Origin of the sequence: Caballeronia sp. LZ016, assembly GCF_031450805.1 — a bacterium.
Taxonomy (GTDB): Bacteria; Pseudomonadota; Gammaproteobacteria; order Burkholderiales; family Burkholderiaceae; genus Caballeronia.
The window spans coordinates 186,246-204,766 of record NZ_JARTVY010000001.1; the positions used below are offsets into that span (position 1 = coordinate 186,246).

The window sequence follows — 18,521 nt, forward strand, 5'->3', positions numbered from 1 at the left end:
TGTTCTTTTCGTTGAGCTTGTTTTCGTGTCGGTCTATTAATGCGCCCCGGGGAGGGGCGAGCTAATAGACCGACACGAGATAACGAAGCCACCAAAAACAGGCGGAGTGAAAAAACCCTCACTCCCCCAGATAAGCAGCCCGAACCTTGGGATCATCGAGCATGACCTTGGCATCGCCGGACATCGTGACAGTACCGGAATCCATCACATACCCGCGATTAGCGGCCTGAAGCGCCAGCCGCGCGTTCTGCTCAACCAGCAGCACGGTCAAGCCTTCCTTTGAAATCTCCCGAACGACTTCAAAAATCTTCTCGACCATGATGGGCGAAAGCCCCATGGAAGGCTCATCGAGAAGCAGCAGCTTCGGTCGCGAAAGAAGAGCGCGAGCCATCGCAAGCATCTGCTGCTCGCCGCCCGAAAGCGTCCCCGCGTACTGCGAAGCGCGCTCCTTCAAGCGAGGAAAGAAGCCGAACATACGCTCGGTATCCTTCTGAATGCCGTCGGCGTCATTACGCAGATAAGCCCCCATCTGCATATTCTCGAGAATCGACATGCGCGCAAAGATGCCGCGCCCTTCCGGCACCATCGCGAGGCCGCGCTTCAAAAGCTCATGCGTCGGCACGCCCTTGATCGACTGGCCCATGTACTCGATATCGCCGCCCGAATAAGGCTTCAATCCGGTGATGGCCTTCATCGTCGTGGTCTTGCCCGCGCCGTTCGCGCCGATCAGCGTGACCAGTTCGCCCTGCCCGACTTCCAGATCGACACCCTTCACCGCCTGAATGCCGCCGTAATTCACCTGCAGGCCCTTGACCTTCAACATCGCGCTTGTGGTCGCCATTTAGTGCACCCCCGCACCCAGATATGCCTCGATCACCTTCGGGTCCTTCTGCACGTCCTGCGGCAGACCCTCGGCGATCACCTTGCCGTAATCGAGCACCGTCATGCGGTTGCACAATCCCATCACGAGCTTCACGTCGTGTTCGATCAAGAGAATCGTCTTGCCGTCCGCGCGAATCTTGTCGAGCAGACGCGTCAGTTCGACCTTCTCCGTCGCGTTCATGCCGGCCGCCGGCTCGTCGAGCGCGAGCAGCTTCGGGTCCGTCGCCAATGCACGCGCGATTTCCAGTCGACGCTGATGCCCGTACGACAGATTGCGCGACGTATAGTCCGCGTACTGCAGCACGCCGACATATTCGAGCAGTTCCAGCGCGCGTTCCTTGATCTCGCGCTCTTCACGACGTTCCGCCGGCGTCTGCAAGACCGCGCCGATCAGCCCGTGCTTCGTGCGGACGTGCCGGCCGACCATCACGTTCTCGAGCGCAGTCATGCCGCCGAAGAGACGAATGTTCTGGAACGTGCGCGCGATGCCCGCCTTCGCCACCTGATACACGGCAGTCGGCGTATACGGTTCGCCGTCGAGCTTGAATACGCCCGAATCCGGCGTGTAAAGACCCGTGATGACGTTGAAGAACGTGGTCTTGCCCGCGCCGTTCGGGCCGATCAGACCGTAAATTTCGCCTTCCTTGATTTCGAGGCGCACATCGGAGAGCGCCTGCAAGCCGCCGAAACGCTTGTTCACGCCCTGCACGGACAATCGAGTACGTTTGTCGCTCATTTTCCAGTCCCCCGCTTAGGCGCGCACCGGCTTCTTGCCGCTGCGCTTCGCGATCTTCGCGATCTTGTCTTCGTGTTTCGCGGCGGGCCACAGGCCTTCCGAGCGATACAGCATGATGAGCACCATCGCCAGACCGTACAGCAACTGGCGGATGACTTCGGTATCCACGATCTGATGGCCGAAGATGGCGTTCTGCAGCGGACCCATCGTCGAGCGCAGGAATTCAGGGAACACGGCGAGCAGCACCGCGCCGAGAATCACGCCGGGAATATGGCCCATGCCGCCAAGCACCACGCACGCCAGCACGACGATCGATTCCCAGAACGTGAACGATTCCGGCGACACGAAGCCCTGGAACGCACCGAACATCGCGCCCGACAGACCGCCGAACGACGCGCCCATCGCGAATGCGAGCAGCTTCACGTTGCGGGTGTTGATGCCCATCGCCTTCGCCGCGATTTCGTCCTCGCGGATCGCCGCCCAAGCACGGCCGATGCGCGAATGCTGCAGACGCGTACACACCCAGATCACGAGCAGCGCGCCCAGCACGAACAGGTAGTAGTACATGTAGACGGACGGGAACTTGAAGCCGAAGAACTCGTGCGTCTGCGACAGATTGAAGCCCGCCACCGTCACCGGATCGATGCCCGTGATCCCCTTCGGCCCGTTCGTGATGTTGATCGGACGGTCGAGGTTGTTCATGAAGATACGGATGATTTCCCCGAAGCCCAGCGTGACGATCGCGAGATAGTCGCCTCGCAGGCGCAGCGTCGGCGCGCCGAGCAGCACGCCGAAAGTCGCTGCGAGCGCCATCGCGATCGGCGCGATGATCAGGAAGGGAATGTGCAGGCCGCCCGGCGCGAGCTGCGCGATCCATTCGAACTGCGAAGTCAGCTGCGGCGACGACAACAGCGCCGCCGTGTACGCGCCGACCGCATAGAACGCGATATAGCCCAGGTCCAGGAGGCCGGCGAAGCCGACCACCACGTTGAGGCCGAGCGCCAGCATCACGTAGAGCATCGCGAAGTCGAGCACGCGGACCCAGTAGTTGCCGCCGGCTGCGCCGATCACCATCGGCGCTGCGATCACGAACACGGCGGTCAAGAGGCCGATGACGAGCGTCTTCGTCGTGTTCTTCTCGGGGATGAGCGTCGTCGACGGCTCAATCGGTTGAATCGAAGTCATTTTATTCAGCTCCTCACTCGGTCTTTAAGCGCGATCCGCGACACGTTCGCCGAGCAGACCCGACGGACGGAACACGAGCACGATGATCAGCACGACAAAGGCGAAGACGTCCTGATAGTTACTGCCGAAGACGCCGCCCGTCAGACCGCCGATGTAACCGGCGCCCAACTGCTCGATCAGACCGAGCAGCACGCCGCCGACCATCGCGCCGCCCAGATTGCCGATGCCGCCCAGCACCGCCGCCGTGAATGCCTTGAGTCCCGGGATGAAGCCCATGTAGAAGTGCGCGTTGCCGTATTCCGACGCGATCATCACACCGGCGAGCGCCGCCAGCGCCGAACCGATCATGAAGGTCGCGGAAATCACAAAGTTCGGATTCACGCCCATCAGCGATGCGACGCCGGGGTTCTCGGCGATGGCGCGCATCGCACGGCCGAGCTTGGTCTTGTGAACGAGCAGCAGAAGGCCAGCCATCACGAGGAACGCGACCGCGATGATCACGATTTCCGTCATCGAAATCACGGCGCCCGGATTGTTCTCGCCGGCGGTGATCACGTTGATCGGATCGGTCGGCAGGAGCTGCGGGAACGCGAGCGGATTGCGGCCCCAGATCATCATCGCGATGGTCTGCAGCAGAATCGACACGCCGATGGCGGTAATGAGCGGCGCGAGACGCGGGGCCCTGCGCAGCGGCCGGTACGCGACCTTTTCGATGGTATAGCCGACGATCGCGCAGACGACCGCGGCAATGACGAGCGCGATCGTCAGCATGATCGGCCCGGGCATCGATGGAAAGTGGTTCTGCATGACGCCGATCGCTGACAGCGCGACCATCGCGCCGACCATCAGCACGTCGCCGTGCGCGAAGTTGATGATGCCGAGAATCCCGTACACCATCGTATAGCCCAGAGCGATGATGGCGTAGACGCTGCCAAGCACCAGACCGTTGATGATCTGCTGGATGAAAATATCCATTTAAAGCTCCTTAGCCCCGTGCGACCGGATCACGCCTTTATCACCGGCCGATAAACCGGTGTGAAGCGAAATCTGGAGCGGCACTGCGCGTACTTTTAAAAAAACCGGTAAGGGTTGATCGCCTGCCGTTTCGCCCGCCGCCGGGTAGGTGCGGGCTTCCGGCAGACGGATACGAAACGGCGCTTTCGATAAGGCGCCGCAAGACTCAGAAACGCCTCTCTGCTACTGCCTGACGACGTCGAGCACGTCCTTCTTCTTGTCCTTGAAGTCGTAAAGCGTGATGGTGCCTGCCTTCAGATCGCCTTTGTCGTCGAACGCGATATGCCCCGTCAGACCGTTGAAGTCCGTCGTGGCCATCGCCGCGAGCACCTTGCCCGCCTCGATGGAATTGGCGCGCTTCATTGCATCGACGATCACGTACATCGCGTCATACGTGAACGGCGCGTAAATCTGCACCGGGGTGTGGAAACGTGCTTCGTACTTCTGCGCGAAGTCCGCACCCTTGTCCACCTTCGAGAGCGCGAGCCCCGCTTCCGAACAGACGATGTTCTGCACCGCATCGCCCGCCAGTTCCGGCAATTGCTGCGTGCAGACGCCGTCGCCCGCCAGAATCTTCGCCTTGACGCCGAGCGCCGCCGCTTCCTTCGCGAACGGGCCGCCTGTCACGTCCATGCCGCCGTACATCACCACGTCGGGCTGCATGCGCTTGATCTTCGTGATGATCGCCTTGAAATTGCGCGCCTTCTCGGTTGTCGACTCGCGCGCCGCGATCTTTACCCCGCCCGCCTGAATCGTCTTTGCGAATTCGTCGGCGAGGCCGCGGCCGTAGGCGCTGGCGTCATCGACGATCACGACTTTCTTCGCGTGCAGCGTCTTCATTGCGTAGCCGGCCAGCACGGGGCCCTGCTGCGCATCGGTGGCGACGACGCGAAACGTCGTCTTGTAGCCTTGCCTCGTATATTGCGGGTTGGTCGTCGAGGGCGAAATCTGCGCGATGCCCGCATCGCTGTAAATCTTCGACGCCGGAATCGACACGCCCGAATTCATATGCCCGATCACGGCCGCCACATGGTCGTCGACGAGACGCTGCGCGGCTTCCTCGCCGGTGCGCGGATCGGCGGCGTCGTCCTGGCTGTCGAGTTGCAGGTGAATCGCGCGGCCGTCGATCGTCAGACCCTGACTGCTGATTTCTTCAAGTGCGAGCCGCGCACCGTTCTCGTTGTCTTTTCCGAGGTGCGCCTGCGTTCCGGTGAGCGGCGCGACATGACCGATCTTCACGATCGTCGCCTCGCTCGCGGGCGCCACGGCGGCCGCCGGCGCAACTGCGGCGCTCGCCGCCGACGCTGCTCCGCTCGCCCCGCTTTCGTCCTTCTTGCCGCATGCAGTTGCCATTGCAACCGCAGCCGCGATGGACACGGCGTGAGCAAACTTGAATCGCATCAAACAGGTCTCCTGCGCCTTCCAAAACGGTTACCGAAGCCCCTTGGGACTCAAGACGCGCGAATTGTAACGCCAAATATGAGACGAGCAATATTCTTGCGTGGCGGGGTTTTCCAGCATTGCAACCCGGATTTTCGGGCTGTTTCGCAGCAATAGCGCAACCGGGTTGCGATCTGTCCTTGTGCAGCAGTTGCACCACTCCGGAAGTGGGTCTTTATTCGACTTCGTTCGTGCCGGTATCAAATTGGTGCATGGCTCTTTTTGGACGCGGTGTGCTCGACGGCGGACGGCGAAAAAAAAGCGCCCGGAGGCGCTTTTCGAGGACTTCGTCTAATTACTGCGGCAAGGACAATCCGCGCGGCAGCGGAAAAGAAATCGTCTCTTCGATGCCTTCGAGCGACCGCACGCTGCGCACGCCAAGCTCACGCAGCCGTTCGATGACCGCCTGAGCCAGCACTTCCGGCGCCGACGCCCCGGCCGTCACACCGATCCGCTTCTTTCCTTCCAGCCACGCCGGATCGATCTGCGTCGGCGAATCCACCATATAGGCGGGGATGCCGCTACGCTCGGCGACTTCGCGCAGCCGGCTCGAGTTCGAGCTGTTCGGGCTGCCGACCACGATCACCACATCGCACTGCGGCGCGAGGAACTTGACCGCGTCCTGGCGATTCTGCGTCGCGTAACAGATGTCCTGCTTCTTCGGCTCCTTCACGTTCGGATACTTTCGCTTCAGGGCATCGATGATGGCGGAAGCGTCGTCGACGGAAAGCGTCGTCTGCGTGACGTAGGCGATGCGGTCCGGATCGCGCAGATCGAGCTTCTCGACGTCATCGATGTCTTCCACCAGATGCATGCCTTCGCCCGACTGGCCCATGGTGCCTTCGACTTCAGGATGCCCCTTGTGGCCGATCATCACGATGTCGAAGCCTTCCTGGCGCATCTTCGCGACTTCCATGTGTACCTTGGTCACGAGCGGGCACGTGGCGTCGAACACGCGCAGGCCGCGTGTTTCGGCCTCGGCGCGCACCGCCTTCGATACGCCGTGCGCGCTGAAAATCAGCGTGCTGCCTTCGGGCACGTCCGCGAGCTCCTCGATGAAAATCGCACCCTTCTTCCGCAGATCCGCGACGACATAGGCGTTATGGACTATCTCGTGCCGCACGTAGATGGGCGCGCCGAAGAGTTTGATCGCCCGCTCGACGATCTCGATGGCGCGATCGACGCCCGCACAGAACCCGCGCGGCTGGGCCAGCAGGATTTCGAGGTCGGTTTCGATGTCGTTGAGGCTTTCAGTCAGGCTCATGGCTACAGGATTCCGATGATTTTCACTTCGAAGGCCAGCGCCTGGCCGGCGAGCGGGTGATTGAAGTCGAAGAGCGCGGACGTCTCCCCCACTTCCTTCAGCACGCCGGCATAGCGCCCGCCGTTGGGCGCGTTGAATTCGACGAGATCACCCGGAGAAAAATCCTCGCCGATCATGCTGTTTTCACGCAGCGTCGCCAACGACACCCGCTGCACGAGCTCCGGATTGCGCGGCCCGAACGCCTGATCCGGCGTTAGCTGAAAGGTCGAATGGTGGCCGACCTTCAATCCAAGCAGAATTTCTTCGAGCGGCGGCGCAAGCTGGCCCGCGCCCAGCAGGAGCGTCGCGGGCTTGTCGGTGAAGGTGTTGACGATGTCGGCGCCATCAGCCAGTGCGAGCCGGTAATGAAGCGTGACATGGGAACCGGGTTTCACCTCGGAGATATCGATGATGCTCATGAGTATTGGATGTGGCGGTTCAGTGACAAGCGCGGCGTGCGCCGGGCGAGCGGCGGCTCTTCGGCACGAAGCTGCGAACCGCGGGGCGCAGGATCGGGACGAGCGCCAAAACCGCTATTGTAAGACAGAGTTGCGAAACGCCGTGACGGGCACGCGCGGCGTTGGTGCGCCACGCCTCGCACATCCGGCCGCGCGGAGCGTGCGATGACAGCCGTGCTTCCGCTGCCCGAGCCCGTCGAATCTGCGCTGCAAGAACGGCTGCGGTTGCTATCGATTCCTGAATGGGACGAAGCCGACCGCCCGCGCGAACGTCTGCTGAAGGGCGGGCCGGCCACGCTTTCCGACGCAGAACTGCTCGCGCTTTTCCTCCGGACGGGTGTGCCGGGCCTGACGGCCGTCGACGTGGCGCGCGCGCTCGTGCGACGATTCGGCTCACTGCGTGCCGTTCTGGATGCGTCCGCCTCCGACTTGCAGGACGAGCGCGGTGTCGGCGAGGCGCGCGCCGCGACGCTGCTCGCCGTGTCCGAAATATGCCGGCGCGCGCTGGCGGAGAAGGCGCGCGAGCGCATGCTGCTGAACTCGCCGGGCGCAGTCGAGGATTTTCTCCGCCTCAAAATCGGCACGCGGGCTAACGAAGTGTTCATCTGCATCTATCTGGATGCGCGTCACCAGCTGCTGCATATCTGCGAAGAGGCGCAAGGCTCGCTCACGCGTGTGGCGGTGTATCCGCGGGAAATCGTGAAGCGGGCGCTCGCGTTCAATGCAGCGGGGCTGATCGTCGCGCATAATCATCCGTCGGGCGGCGTCGAGCCGAGCGCCAGCGACCGCAAGCTCACCCGCACGCTGCAGGACGCGCTCGCGCTCATTGACGTCAAGCTGCTGGATCACATGGTCGTCGCATCGAATGACATTTTTTCGTTCGCGCGAGAGGGCTGGCTGTGACGCCGCCCGCACCGGCGCGCAAGCCAGAAAATCTTGATAACGCACTGTTTTTCCTGCTAGAATCCACGTTTGCTTTTTTCAACCGCCTGTTCTGGTCCACGCAGTCCTCATTGGCATAACCGTGCTGCCAAGTCCCCGATCGGCAAATCGGGCGATTAGAGGCATCGGGCGAAGGAATTTCCCTTCATTCGAGCGTTCGATTCAGACTCAACGTGTATTAGGAGCGTCATCATGGCACGCGTATGCCAAGTAACTGGGAAAGGCCCGATGTCGGGCAACAACGTTTCCCACGCAAACAACAAGACCAAGCGTCGTTTCCTGCCGAACCTGCAGAACCGCCGTTTCTTCGTTGAAAGCGAAAACCGCTGGGTGCGTCTGCGCGTCTCGAACGCCGGCCTGCGCCTGATCGACAAGAACGGTATTGACGCCGTGCTCGCAGACCTGCGCGCACGCGGTGAAATCTAAGGAGCACGCACATGGCCAAAGGCGCACGCGACAAGATCAAGCTGGAGTCGACCGCAGGCACGGGTCACTTCTACACGACGACCAAGAACAAGCGCAACATGCCGGAAAAGATGCTGATCAAGAAGTTCGATCCGGTCGCCCGCAAGCATGTTGACTACAAGGAAACCAAGATCAAGTAAATCTTGATCCGAGTACCTGTAGGAAGACACTGAAAGCCCCGCCCATGCGGGGCTTTCTGCTTTTCAGCCCTGGACATTCCCACGCCTTTCACACCCGCGTGCGAGGGATTTCATTGTTCCCGCCGCACCCCGCGCGATATGCTTGCCGGCTACGCAAGCACACGCAACGGAGACGCGGCAACATGAATTTCGATGTAGCGATCGTAGGAAGCGGCCTCGCGGGACTGAGCGTCGCGCTGAATCTGGCCGAAACGCGGCGCGTCGCGATCATCGCGAAACGCGCGGTGAGCGAAGGCGCGAGCGACTGGGCGCAGGGCGGCATCGCGGCGGTGCTGGACTCGGCCGACAGCATCGACAACCACGTCGCCGATACGCTCGTCGCGGGCGGCGGCCTGTGCGACGAAGCGGCGACGCGCTTCATCGTCGAGAACGGGCGCGCGGCCATCGAATGGCTGATCGACGCAGGCGTGCCCTTCACGCGCGATATGTCCGCCGAACTCGGCTTCCACCTGACGCGCGAAGGCGGTCACAGTCATCGCCGCATCATCCACGCGGCCGACGCGACGGGCCACGCCGTCGTCACGACGCTCAGCGAGCGCGTGCGCAATCATCCGAACATCACCGTTCTCGAAGATCACTACGCGATCGATCTCATCACCTCGGACCGGCTCGGCATGCCCGGCCATCGCTGCCACGGTCTCTACGCGCTCGACCTGAAAACCGGCCGCACCGTGACGATCCAGGCGCCGCACACGGTCCTCGCGACGGGCGGCGCGGGCAAGGTCTACCTCTACACGACGAACCCGGACACCGCCACTGGCGACGGCATCGCGATGGCGTGGCGCGCGGGCTGCCGCGTCGCGAACATGGAGTTCATCCAGTTCCACCCGACCTGCCTCTTTCATCCGTACGCGAAGTCGTTCCTTATCTCCGAAGCGGTGCGCGGCGAAGGCGGCATCCTGCGCCTGCCGGACGGCACGCGCTTCATGCCGGAGCACGACGCACGCGCCGAACTCGCACCCCGCGATATCGTCGCGCGGGCGATCGACTTCGAAATCAAGAAGCGCGGCATCGACTGCGTGTATCTGGACATCAGCCACCAGCCGCGCGCGTTCCTCGAAGAGCATTTTCCGACGATCCTCGCGCGCTGCCGCGAATTCGGCATCGATATCGCGAAGGAGCCGATTCCCGTCGTGCCCGCCGCGCATTACACGTGCGGCGGCGTCGTCACGGATCTGGCCGGGCGCACGGACCGGCCGGGGCTGTATGCGGTCGGCGAAACGGCCTGCACCGGACTGCACGGCGCGAACCGGCTCGCGAGCAATTCGCTGCTGGAGTGCATCGTGATCGGACGCGCGGCGGCGCATGCTATCGAGGCGGATGGATTTTCGTCCGGCTGCCATGCCGAACTGCCCGACTGGGACGAAAGCCGCGTGTCGGACCCTGACGAGGAAGTCGTCGTCGCGCATAACTGGGACGAGTTGCGGCGGCTCATGTGGAACTATGTCGGCATCGTGCGCACGGACAAGCGCCTCGCGCGCGCGCAGCATCGGATTGCGCTGTTGCGCGACGAGATCCACGAGTACTACGCGAACTTCAAGGTGAGCCGCGATCTGCTGGAGCTGCGGAATCTGGTCGATGTCGCTTCGCTGATCGTGGAGAGCGCATGCACGCGGCGCGAGAGCCGCGGCCTGCACTTCAGCCGCGACTGGCCCGGCACCTTGCCGAAGGCGCTGCCGACCGTGCTGATGCCGCCACCGAAGCGGCGACGCGGCGTTTAACGGCCGCTAAAGAATGCGCATGGAGAAATCCGTGGCGCGCACGTCTTTGGTGAGCGCGCCGATCGAGATGCGGTCTACGCCCGTTTCCGCGATCGCGCGCACGGTCTCGAAGTTCACGCCGCCCGACACTTCCAGTAACGCACGGCCCGCTGTGATGCGCACGGCGTCGCGCATGGCGTCGAGCGCGAAGTTATCGAGCAGGATCGATTCAGCGCGATGCGTCAACGCCGTTTCGAGCTGCGCGAGGGTTTCCACTTCGATCTGAATGGGCACGCCGGCGTTCAGGGCGAGCGCCGCATCCATCGCCTCGCCCACGCCACCCGCCGCCGCGATGTGATTCTCCTTGATGAGGATGCCGTCATACAGCGCGAGGCGCTGATTCGCGCCGCCACCGACACGCACTGCGTACTTCTGCGCGAGCCGCAAGCCCGGCAGCGTTTTGCGCGTATCGAGAATGCGGGCACGCGTGCCTTGAATCGCATCGACAAAACGGCGCGTCGCGCTCGCCACGCCGGAAAGCAGTTGCAGGAAGTTGAGACCGTTGCGCTCGGCGGTCAGGAGCGCACGCGCGGGACCGCGCAGTAACGCGACCGGCGTGTCCGCCGCCATGCGCTGCCCTTCCCCGTAATGCCATTCCATCTCGATCGACGGATCGACGCGGCGCATCACTTCGACGAACCACGGCACGCCGCACAGCACGGCATCCTCGCGCACGAGAATGCGCGCCGTGCGCCGCGCGTCGGCGGGCACGAGACGGCCGGTGACGTCGCCGCTGCCGATGTCTTCCGCGAGCGCATCGGCGACATTGCGGGCGAGCGCCGCATCGAATGCTTCGCCGTACTGGGCGCGCACGTCTTCGAAAATCGACGTCATGCCGCCCCCACATTCGAGAACAGCGCCGCGTCGTTGGCCAGATCGCCGCTCGTCTGCACGCGCTTCTTGTGGCGCGCGGCGAAATCGAGCATGCGGTCGATAGGCACGCGCGCCCGCTCGCCGATGGCCGCATCGATTTGAATCTCGTTGTGGCCGCGTTCGAGCACGTCGGCGAGATTGGCGAGGCCATTCATCGCCATCCACGGACAATGCGCGCAGCTCTTGCAGGTCGCGCTGTTGCCGGCCGTGGGCGCCTCGATGAACGTCTTGCCCGGCGCGGCCAGCCGCATCTTGTGCAAGATGCCGAGGTCCGTCGCGACGATGAAGCGTTGCGCATCGAGCCGCACGGCGGCGTCGATCAGTTGCGTGGTCGAGCCGACGACATCCGCGAGCCGCACGACGGCTTCCGGCGATTCGGGATGCACGAGAATCTTCGCGTCCGGATATTCGGCGCGCAGCAGGTCCAGCTCGATGCCCTTGAACTCGTCATGCACGAGGCACGACCCCTGCCACAGCAGCATGTCCGCGCCGGTCTTCTTCTGGATGTAGCCGCCGAGATGCCGGTCGGGCGCCCACAGAATCTTTTCCCCGCGCGCGTGCAGGTCCGCGACGATTTCGAGCCCGATCGACGACGTGACCATCCAGTCGGCGCGCGCCTTCACGGCGGCGCTCGTGTTCGCGTACACGACGACGGTGCGCTCCGGATGGGCATCGCAGAACGCGGAGAATTCGTCGGCCGGGCAGCCGAGATCGAGCGAGCAGGTGGCATCGAGATCGGGCATCAGCACGCGCTTCCCCGGGCTCAGAATCTTGGCCGTTTCGCCCATGAAGCGCACGCCCGCGACGACCAGCGTTTTTGCGCCGTGGTCGCGGCCGAAGCGCGCCATTTCCAGGGAATCGGCGACGCAGCCGCCGGTTTCGTCGGCGAGCTCCTGGAGCTCGGCATCGACGTAATAGTGGGCCACCAGCACCGCCTGCTCGCGCCGCAACAGCGCGCGAATGCGCTCCTTCAGCGCACGCTTTTCTTCCGGCGATGGCGCGTTGGGCACTCTCGCCCACGCCTCGCCCACTCCACACGTCAGGCCTTGCGGCCGGTCGTACTCGACGCTTCTGATCGCTTCCATGTCTCCTGTCCCACCCTTCGAGCCAAAAACAATGCGAAATCCGCGGCACAAAAACAAAGACCCCGCCAGAGCGGGGTCTTGTGACGTCTTAAAATCTTAGCGGATATCGCTTACAAAGCGTAGCGACGCAAACGCAGCGCGAAATCCTGCAGCGCCTTGATGCCGCTCTGCTCCGCACGATGGCACCAGTCCTGCAATTGAGCCAGAAGTTGCTCGCGCGACGCGTTCGAACGGTCCCACATTGCCGCCAGATCCTTCCGCAGTTCGATATACGTGCGCAGCTTCTGGTTGTCCGAGAACAACTCGGGCAGTTGCTGGCGCTGCGGTTCGTTCAGGCCGTCTTCTTCCTTATGGAACCACTTGCGCGCGCCGCGCATCAGTTGATACTTCTCGCGCGCACCGGCTTCCTTCAGCTTCGCCAGTTCCTGAGCGTATGCGTGCTTGAGCGCCTTGCCGTAGCGCGCCATGACTTCGTAGCGGTTGGCCAGCACGGCCTGCAGCGTGTCGTGATCCACCACTGCCTTGCTTTCCGAGAGTCGCGGCGTGGGCGCGAGCTTCTTCACCTTGGCGAGACCCATTGCCGACAGAATGCGGATGTAGAGCCAGCCGATATCGAACTCGTACCATTTGCTCGACAGCTTCGCCGACGTCGCATACGTGTGATGATTGTTATGCAGTTCTTCGCCGCCGATCAGGATGCCGAGCGGGAAGATGTTGGTGCTCGCATCGGCGGAATTGAAGTTGCGGTAGCCCCAGAAGTGCGCGAGACCGTTGACCACGCCCGCCGCCCAGAACGGAATCCAGATCATCTGCACGGCCCACACCGACAGCCCGACGATGCCGAACAGCGCGACGTCGATCACCATCATGATGCTGATGCCGAGAATCGGATAGCGCGTGTACACGTTGCGTTCCATCCAGTCGTTCGGCGTACCGTGACTGAAGCGGCGCAGCGTTTCTTCGTTCTTCGCTTCCGCGCGATACAGTTCCGCGCCTTCGAGCAGCACTTTCCAGATGCCGCGCGTCTGCGGGCTGTGCGGATCTTCTTCCGTCTCGCACTTCGCGTGATGCTTGCGGTGAATCGCGGCCCACTGACCGGTCAGCATGCCGGTGGTCATCCACAGCCAGAAGCGGAAGAAATGGCTTGCGATGGGATGCAGGTCCAGCGCGCGATGCGCCTGGCAGCGGTGCAAATAAATGGTGACGCCAGCGATGGTGACATGCGTCACTGCAAGCGTGAACAGCAGAATCTGCCACCAAGAAAAGTCGAGCAATCCGTTGGCGAGAAATTCGAGGGAAGAATTCAGCAAGGCGGTTTACCTGTGTAGCTGTGAAATTCGGGAAAAATGGCCGGTTAAAACCGTTCCGAGGCGATTCCGAAACGCGAGGCGGCCGGCTTGTCGGGCACGTGAAAGGTGTGCGCGCGGGTTCGATCGCATTCTACTGCAGTCGTTCCAAGTCTTTGTCGGAAAGGTGAATTTTTTTGAATCTCCCGCAAACCGGGAAAATCTCACGCGCCGCTTTTCCGTTCGGTTCCTTACGGAAACGGAAGGAATGACGCACGCCCCACTAGTCAGACCGCGCTCTGAGGCACACCTGCGCCGTCATCGCGCCACCGTTCGGCATTTCGTACCGGGCCGGCCGCTGCGCCCTGGACGATTCTGATTTCCCGCTGCGCATACGGAATGGCAATTCCGTTCTCCGAGAATAACCGCCACACGCACCGGTTGACTTGCGACTTAACGCCGCCCGTGCCCTTGGCCGCGTCTTCGATCCAGAAGCTCAGTTCGAGATTGATGCCGTCGGCGCCGAAGCTCGCGAGCAGCGCAGCGGGCGCCGGGTCCTGCAACACGCGCTCGACGCCCTGTGTCGCTTCGACGAGCAGTTGCATCGCGCGTTCCACGTCGCACTCATAGCTGACCTGCACGGCGACCTTCGCGTTCCCGCGCGTCAGATACGACGAGTGATTCTGTACGACATCGGTAATGAGCTTTTCGTTCGGAATCAGCGTTTCGATGCCGTCGAGCCCGCGCACCACCGTATAACGCGTGCGAATCTGCGTGACCGTGCCCTGCGAGCCGCCCACGCTGATCATGTCGCCGAGCCGCAGCGACCGGTCGAGCAGAATGATGAACCCCGACACGTAGTTGCTCGCGATCTTCTGCAAGCCGAAGCCGAGCCCCACGCCGAGCGCGCCGCCGAACACGCCGAGCACCGTGATGTCGATGCCGACGATCGACAGGCTCACGAGGATCGCCGCCAGGATCATCAGCGCCCGCGCGACGCGCGCAAGCACGACCTTAAGATTCGCATCGAGCGAGCGGGCGCGCATCAGGCGGTCGTCGATGAGCGCGCCGGCCCACATCGCCACGATCAGCGTCACGCAGACCCACAGCACGCCCGAGGCGAGCGAGAGCAGCGTCATGTGCGCGTTGGCGAAGTTGAAGCGTACGCTCGCCATCCAGCGGACGACGTCGTCCTGAATGCCCATCACCGTGAGCAGCATGGCAAGCCAGACGATCACCGTGACGAGTTTTTCGAACACGAAGAGCAACGCGTGCGCTTCATGCTCCGTCCCGCCGCTGCCGCTCGTCCGGAAAACGCGCCGCACCGCGTAGAACATCATGTAGATGACGGTGATGCCGCACAGCGGCACCAGCGCGAGCCGCAAAAGCGACGTGTGGATGAACGGCGCCAGCGCGAGCTGCGCGATGGCCACGAAGACCATGCCGAGCAGCGGAAACAGCGCCTTGTTGAGGCTTTCCGCGCCGAACCGAACGGCCTCGAAGCGCGACTGACGACGCGCATCGAGCTTTCTGCGCAGCACCCGCGCGCACCACCATGCGACCGCGAGCAGGCCGAGCAGCGCGCCCACCTGCCAGAGCACTTCCGGTTCGCCGAAATCGCGGAAAAGGCGCTCGGACAGGTGCGTCAGGAAGCGGTTCTGCATCGACGCTTAAGCGGTTTGTTCCCCGGCGTCATCCTGCGTCGCCTTCTGGGCCTTCGCTTCGGGCACGCGCTCCAGCACGGCGGCGAAGAAGCCGTCCGTTCCGTGCTTGTGCGGCCACAGCGACAGGTAATCGCCGGTATCGAGATCGATGCGCTGCTCCGCGAGCACATCGCGCGCGGGAACGACGCGGAAGTTCGGATGCGTTTCCAGGAACTGCGCGACGACGCCCTCGTTTTCTGCTTCGAGCATGCTGCACGTCGCATAGACGAGACGGCCGCCCGTCTTCACGAGGCGCGCGGCGCTCGTGAGAATCGACAATTGCTTCGGCGTGAGCTCCGCGACGGTCGCGGGCGATTGCCGCCACTTCAGGTCCGGATTGCGGCGCAGCGTGCCGAGGCCCGAGCACGGGGCATCGACGAGCACGCGATCGATCTTGCCCGCGAGACGCTTGATCTTCGCGTCATGCTCGCTGTCGATCAGCACCGGGTTCACGTTCGACAAGCCGCTGCGCGCGAGGCGCGGCTTCAGCTTCGCGAGACGGCGATCGGACACGTCGAAGGCATACAGACGGCCGGTGGAGCGCATCATCGCGCCGAGCGCGAGCGTCTTGCCGCCCGCGCCCGCGCAGAAATCCACGATCATCTCGCCACGGCGCGGCGCCATCAGCGAGCACAGCAACTGGCTGCCCTCGTCCTGCACTTCGATCCAGCCTTCCTGGAACGGCGCAAGACGCGTGAGCGCGGGCTTGCCGTCCACGCGGATGCCGAACGGCGCGAACGGCATTTCGCCCGCGTCGATGCCCGCGTCGACGAGCGCCTTCAGCGCCGCTTCGCGCGTCGCCTTGATCGGATTCGCGCGCAGATCGAGCGGTGCCGGATAGTTCAGCGCGGCGGCGAGCTGCGCGAGCTCTTCCGGCTCGAAGCGCCTGGCCATCGCGTCGTGAATCCATTGCGGCAGATTCGTGCGCACGCGCACGGGCAGGCTCGCCGGATCGATCTTCGATACCTGCGCGAGCCATTGATATTCGTCGGCGGACACGTGCGGCTTGAGCGCGCTCAGGCCTGCCGTCTGCATCAGCCCCAGCAGCGCGAGACGCCGCGCCTGGTTGCCGCTGCCGCTTTCCGCGAGATGCGAGAACTCCATCTTCCGGCGCAGCACCGCGAAAACCGCCTCGGCAATCACGCCGCGCTCGCCGTGGCCGAGCTTCGGATGCGCGCGGAAGAAGCGGCTCGTCGCGGCATCGGCGGGACCGGCGAAGCGCAGCACGTCCGCCAGCAGCGTTTCGGTTTGACCAATCAGAAATCCATGCAGCCTCATACGCCCTCCCCGGCAATGTCGGCAAAGAGCCATTGCGGCTCAGACGGCGTGAGAGCGACACGTTCGCCCTCGATACAAAGACGCCCTTCGATGAACCAGCGCACCGCGCGCGGGTAAATGATGTGTTCGACCGTCAGCACGCGCGCGGCGAGCGCGGCGGCATCGTCGCCGGCGATGACGGGCACCGCGCCCTGCGCGACGATCGGCCCGTGGTCGAGCGTCGGCGTCACGAAATGGACGCTCGCACCGTGCACGCGAACGCCGGCGTCGAGCGCCTGCTGATGCGTGCGCAGCCCCGGAAAACACGGCAGCAGCGACGGATGAACGTTCAGCATGCGACCGGCATAGCGTTCGACGAAAGCATCGGTCAGCACGCGCATGAAGCCGGCCAGCACGACGACATCCGGCTCGAAGCGGTCGATTTCGCGGGCGAGCGCGGCGTCGAATGCGGCGCGGTCATCGAACTCGCGGTGATCGACCACGGCGGTCTCGATGCCGTTCGCAGCCGCGAAGCCGAGCCCGGCGGCATCGGGACGGTTGGAAATGACCGCCGCGACGCGAGCCGGCCAGCCTTCACGCGCACACGCGCGCACGACGGCTTCCATGTTGCTCCCGCGTCCGGAAATCAGAATGACGATTTTTTTCATCCGCGGATTTTATCATTCGGCGGCGGCGAAAATCGTGCCAAAGGGCAGCAACCCGGCAGTCAACGTCTCCAAGGGCGGCGGCGCGGCGAGAGAACCGTCCCCGCGTGCGAGCGTTTATAATCGAATGCTTTGCGGCATCAGCCCTCCCACCGACCAACGCCTATCGTGAGAGTCTTCCGCGGCCTCCCCAACGCCGAAAGCCGGTCGCCCTGCGCACTGACCATCGGCAATTTCGACGGTGTCCATCGCGGCCACCAGGCGCTGCTCGCGCGCGTGCGTGCCGCCGCCGACGCTCGCGGGCTGCCGGTCTGCGTGATGACTTTCGAGCCGCATCCGCGCGAGTTCTTCAATCCGGCAGGCGCGCCGCCGCGCATCGCGATGCTGCGCGACAAGCTCGAAGCGTTGCGCACCAACGGCGTCGATCGCGTGGTGGTCGAGCACTTCAGTCAAACGTTCGCGAGCCAGTCGCCGGATACGTTCGTCAAGAACGTCATCGTCGATGGCCTGCACGCGCGCTGGGTCATGGTCGGCGACGACTTCTGCTACGGCGCGAAACGCGCGGGCAACTTCGCATCGCTCAAGGCGGCGGGCGACCAGTACGGCTTCGAAGTCGAGCAAATGGCGACCGTCGCGCATCCGAACGGCGCGCGCATTTCGTCCTCGTCGGTGCGGGCGTCGCTCGTCGCGGGCGACCTCGAGGCGGCGCATCTCGCGCTCGGGCGTCCGTATGTCATAAGCGGTCACGTCGTGCACGGCGCGAAGCTCGGCCGCGATCTCGGCTTTCCCACGCTCAATCTGCCGATCGCGCACAAGCGCCCGGCGGCGTCGGGCATTTTCGTCGTGCGCGTGCACGGCCTCGCGGACGAACCGCTGCCGGCGGTGGCGAGTCTCGGACTGCGCCCGACCGTCGACGATTCCGGCCGCGTCCTTCTCGAAGTCTTCGTGCTCGACTGGCACGGCGACGCCTACGGCAAGCTCGTGCGCGTCGAATTCCTGAAGAAGCTGCGCGACGAAGAAAAATACGTCGACCTGGAAACGCTGTCGGCCGCCATCGCCAAAGACGTGGACAACACGCGCGCCTACTTCGGCCTGCCGCCCGCGAGCAACGCCGGCAGCCGCGCCACGGGCTTCGCCATTTCGGCCACCGACCGAATTAGGTGAGCGCGCGATGCCGCTTTGATAAAAGCGCATCGCCCGCTGCCCCGCACTCGAATGCCCGTATCACCGCGCGCCGTTTGCAAGCGCCGTCTCACCGAATTCACTG

18 protein-coding genes are annotated in these 18,521 nt (G+C 63.5%); 5 read left to right on the top strand and 13 right to left on the bottom strand.

Annotated features, from left to right (window positions below; translation table 11 throughout):
* Positions 1 to 118 precede the first annotated feature (118 nt).
* The 7 genes from P9220_RS00910 to P9220_RS00940 form a co-directional block, all read right to left on the bottom strand.
* Positions 119 to 823, bottom strand: coding sequence for an ABC transporter ATP-binding protein (locus P9220_RS00910; protein ID WP_404980448.1), 705 nt, complete (start codon positions 821 to 823; stop codon positions 119 to 121).
* 18 nt (positions 824 to 841) lie between these two features.
* Positions 842 to 1,618, bottom strand: a complete 777-nt coding sequence (locus P9220_RS00915; RefSeq protein ID WP_309763143.1) for an ABC transporter ATP-binding protein — start codon at positions 1,616 to 1,618, stop codon at positions 842 to 844.
* Positions 1,619 to 1,633: 15 nt separating this feature from the next.
* Positions 1,634 to 2,803, bottom strand: coding sequence for an ABC transporter permease subunit (locus tag P9220_RS00920; RefSeq protein WP_309763144.1), 1,170 nt, complete (start codon positions 2,801 to 2,803; stop codon positions 1,634 to 1,636).
* Between the two features lie 24 nt (positions 2,804 to 2,827).
* On the bottom strand, positions 2,828 to 3,778 hold the full coding sequence (locus tag P9220_RS00925) for a branched-chain amino acid ABC transporter permease (protein WP_309763145.1): 951 nt from the start codon (positions 3,776 to 3,778) through the stop codon (positions 2,828 to 2,830).
* A gap of 222 nt (positions 3,779 to 4,000) precedes the next feature.
* A complete protein-coding gene (locus P9220_RS00930; protein WP_309763146.1) occupies positions 4,001 to 5,218 on the bottom strand; it encodes a branched-chain amino acid ABC transporter substrate-binding protein in 1,218 nt (405 codons plus the stop codon).
* 334 nt (positions 5,219 to 5,552) lie between these two features.
* Positions 5,553 to 6,521 (bottom strand): 4-hydroxy-3-methylbut-2-enyl diphosphate reductase, encoded by a 969-nt coding sequence (gene ispH / locus P9220_RS00935; protein ID WP_309763147.1) that lies wholly within the window; start codon positions 6,519 to 6,521, stop codon positions 5,553 to 5,555.
* A 2-nt stretch (positions 6,522 to 6,523) separates the two neighbouring features.
* Positions 6,524 to 6,979: a peptidylprolyl isomerase gene (locus tag P9220_RS00940; RefSeq protein WP_309763148.1), complete on the bottom strand. Its 456-nt coding sequence runs from the start codon at positions 6,977 to 6,979 to the stop codon at positions 6,524 to 6,526.
* Positions 6,980 to 7,183: 204 nt separating this feature from the next.
* On the opposite strand from P9220_RS00940, the gene radC reads away from it, so the two are divergent.
* The 4 genes from radC (at position 7,184) to nadB (ending at position 10,346) form a co-directional block, all read left to right on the top strand.
* The gene (gene radC / locus P9220_RS00945; protein WP_309763149.1) at positions 7,184 to 7,921 is read left to right on the top strand and encodes a DNA repair protein RadC; all 738 of its coding nucleotides are present in this window, start codon (positions 7,184 to 7,186) and stop codon (positions 7,919 to 7,921) included.
* Between the two features lie 231 nt (positions 7,922 to 8,152).
* Positions 8,153 to 8,386: a 50S ribosomal protein L28 gene (gene rpmB / locus P9220_RS00950; protein WP_008351171.1), complete on the top strand. Its 234-nt coding sequence runs from the start codon at positions 8,153 to 8,155 to the stop codon at positions 8,384 to 8,386.
* A gap of 11 nt (positions 8,387 to 8,397) precedes the next feature.
* Positions 8,398 to 8,565, top strand: coding sequence for a 50S ribosomal protein L33 (gene rpmG / locus P9220_RS00955; RefSeq protein WP_014190626.1), 168 nt, complete (start codon positions 8,398 to 8,400; stop codon positions 8,563 to 8,565).
* Between the two features lie 182 nt (positions 8,566 to 8,747).
* Complete coding sequence (nadB, locus tag P9220_RS00960; protein ID WP_309763150.1) at positions 8,748 to 10,346, top strand: L-aspartate oxidase; 1,599 nt, start codon at positions 8,748 to 8,750, stop codon at positions 10,344 to 10,346.
* A 6-nt stretch (positions 10,347 to 10,352) separates the two neighbouring features.
* Here the strand turns inward: nadB and nadC are convergent, their stop codons facing one another.
* The 6 genes from nadC to purN all read right to left on the bottom strand — a co-directional run bounded on the left by nadC (position 10,353) and on the right by purN (position 17,257).
* Positions 10,353 to 11,219, bottom strand: coding sequence for a carboxylating nicotinate-nucleotide diphosphorylase (gene nadC / locus P9220_RS00965; protein ID WP_309763151.1), 867 nt, complete (start codon positions 11,217 to 11,219; stop codon positions 10,353 to 10,355).
* Complete coding sequence (gene nadA, locus P9220_RS00970) at positions 11,216 to 12,343, bottom strand: quinolinate synthase NadA (RefSeq protein WP_309763152.1); 1,128 nt, start codon at positions 12,341 to 12,343, stop codon at positions 11,216 to 11,218. Before nadA ends, nadC begins: the two co-directional genes overlap by 4 nt.
* 110 nt (positions 12,344 to 12,453) lie before the next feature.
* Entirely contained in the window at positions 12,454 to 13,653 is a 1,200-nt protein-coding gene (locus P9220_RS00975; RefSeq protein WP_309763153.1) for an acyl-CoA desaturase, read from the bottom strand.
* A 263-nt stretch (positions 13,654 to 13,916) separates the two neighbouring features.
* Positions 13,917 to 15,293, bottom strand: coding sequence for a mechanosensitive ion channel domain-containing protein (locus tag P9220_RS00980; RefSeq protein WP_309763154.1), 1,377 nt, complete (start codon positions 15,291 to 15,293; stop codon positions 13,917 to 13,919).
* A gap of 6 nt (positions 15,294 to 15,299) precedes the next feature.
* Positions 15,300 to 16,610, bottom strand: a complete 1,311-nt coding sequence (locus tag P9220_RS00985) for an RsmB/NOP family class I SAM-dependent RNA methyltransferase (protein WP_309763155.1) — start codon at positions 16,608 to 16,610, stop codon at positions 15,300 to 15,302.
* Positions 16,607 to 17,257, bottom strand: a complete 651-nt coding sequence (purN, locus tag P9220_RS00990) for a phosphoribosylglycinamide formyltransferase (protein ID WP_309763156.1) — start codon at positions 17,255 to 17,257, stop codon at positions 16,607 to 16,609. Before purN ends, P9220_RS00985 begins: the two co-directional genes overlap by 4 nt.
* 165 nt (positions 17,258 to 17,422) lie before the next feature.
* Between purN and P9220_RS00995 the strand changes: the two genes are divergently transcribed.
* Positions 17,423 to 18,418, top strand: a complete 996-nt coding sequence (locus P9220_RS00995) for a bifunctional riboflavin kinase/FAD synthetase (protein WP_309763157.1) — start codon at positions 17,423 to 17,425, stop codon at positions 18,416 to 18,418.
* Positions 18,419 to 18,521 lie beyond the last annotated feature (103 nt).

Coding starts and splice junctions, on each gene's coding strand:
- P9220_RS00910 (WP_404980448.1), bottom strand. CDS start 823: ATGTTGAAGGTCAAGGGCCTGCAGGTGAATTACGGCGGCATTCAGGCG.
- P9220_RS00915 (WP_309763143.1), bottom strand. CDS start 1,618: ATGAGCGACAAACGTACTCGATTGTCCGTGCAGGGCGTGAACAAGCGT.
- P9220_RS00920 (WP_309763144.1), bottom strand. CDS start 2,803: ATGACTTCGATTCAACCGATTGAGCCGTCGACGACGCTCATCCCCGAG.
- P9220_RS00925 (WP_309763145.1), bottom strand. CDS start 3,778: ATGGATATTTTCATCCAGCAGATCATCAACGGTCTGGTGCTTGGCAGC.
- P9220_RS00930 (WP_309763146.1), bottom strand. CDS start 5,218: ATGCGATTCAAGTTTGCTCACGCCGTGTCCATCGCGGCTGCGGTTGCA.
- ispH (WP_309763147.1), bottom strand. CDS start 6,521: ATGAGCCTGACTGAAAGCCTCAACGACATCGAAACCGACCTCGAAATC.
- P9220_RS00940 (WP_309763148.1), bottom strand. CDS start 6,979: ATGAGCATCATCGATATCTCCGAGGTGAAACCCGGTTCCCATGTCACG.
- radC (WP_309763149.1), top strand. CDS start 7,184: ATGACAGCCGTGCTTCCGCTGCCCGAGCCCGTCGAATCTGCGCTGCAA.
- rpmB (WP_008351171.1), top strand. CDS start 8,153: ATGGCACGCGTATGCCAAGTAACTGGGAAAGGCCCGATGTCGGGCAAC.
- rpmG (WP_014190626.1), top strand. CDS start 8,398: ATGGCCAAAGGCGCACGCGACAAGATCAAGCTGGAGTCGACCGCAGGC.
- nadB (WP_309763150.1), top strand. CDS start 8,748: ATGAATTTCGATGTAGCGATCGTAGGAAGCGGCCTCGCGGGACTGAGC.
- nadC (WP_309763151.1), bottom strand. CDS start 11,219: ATGACGTCGATTTTCGAAGACGTGCGCGCCCAGTACGGCGAAGCATTC.
- nadA (WP_309763152.1), bottom strand. CDS start 12,343: ATGGAAGCGATCAGAAGCGTCGAGTACGACCGGCCGCAAGGCCTGACG.
- P9220_RS00980 (WP_309763154.1), bottom strand. CDS start 15,293: ATGCAGAACCGCTTCCTGACGCACCTGTCCGAGCGCCTTTTCCGCGAT.
- P9220_RS00985 (WP_309763155.1), bottom strand. CDS start 16,610: ATGAGGCTGCATGGATTTCTGATTGGTCAAACCGAAACGCTGCTGGCG.
- purN (WP_309763156.1), bottom strand. CDS start 17,257: ATGAAAAAAATCGTCATTCTGATTTCCGGACGCGGGAGCAACATGGAA.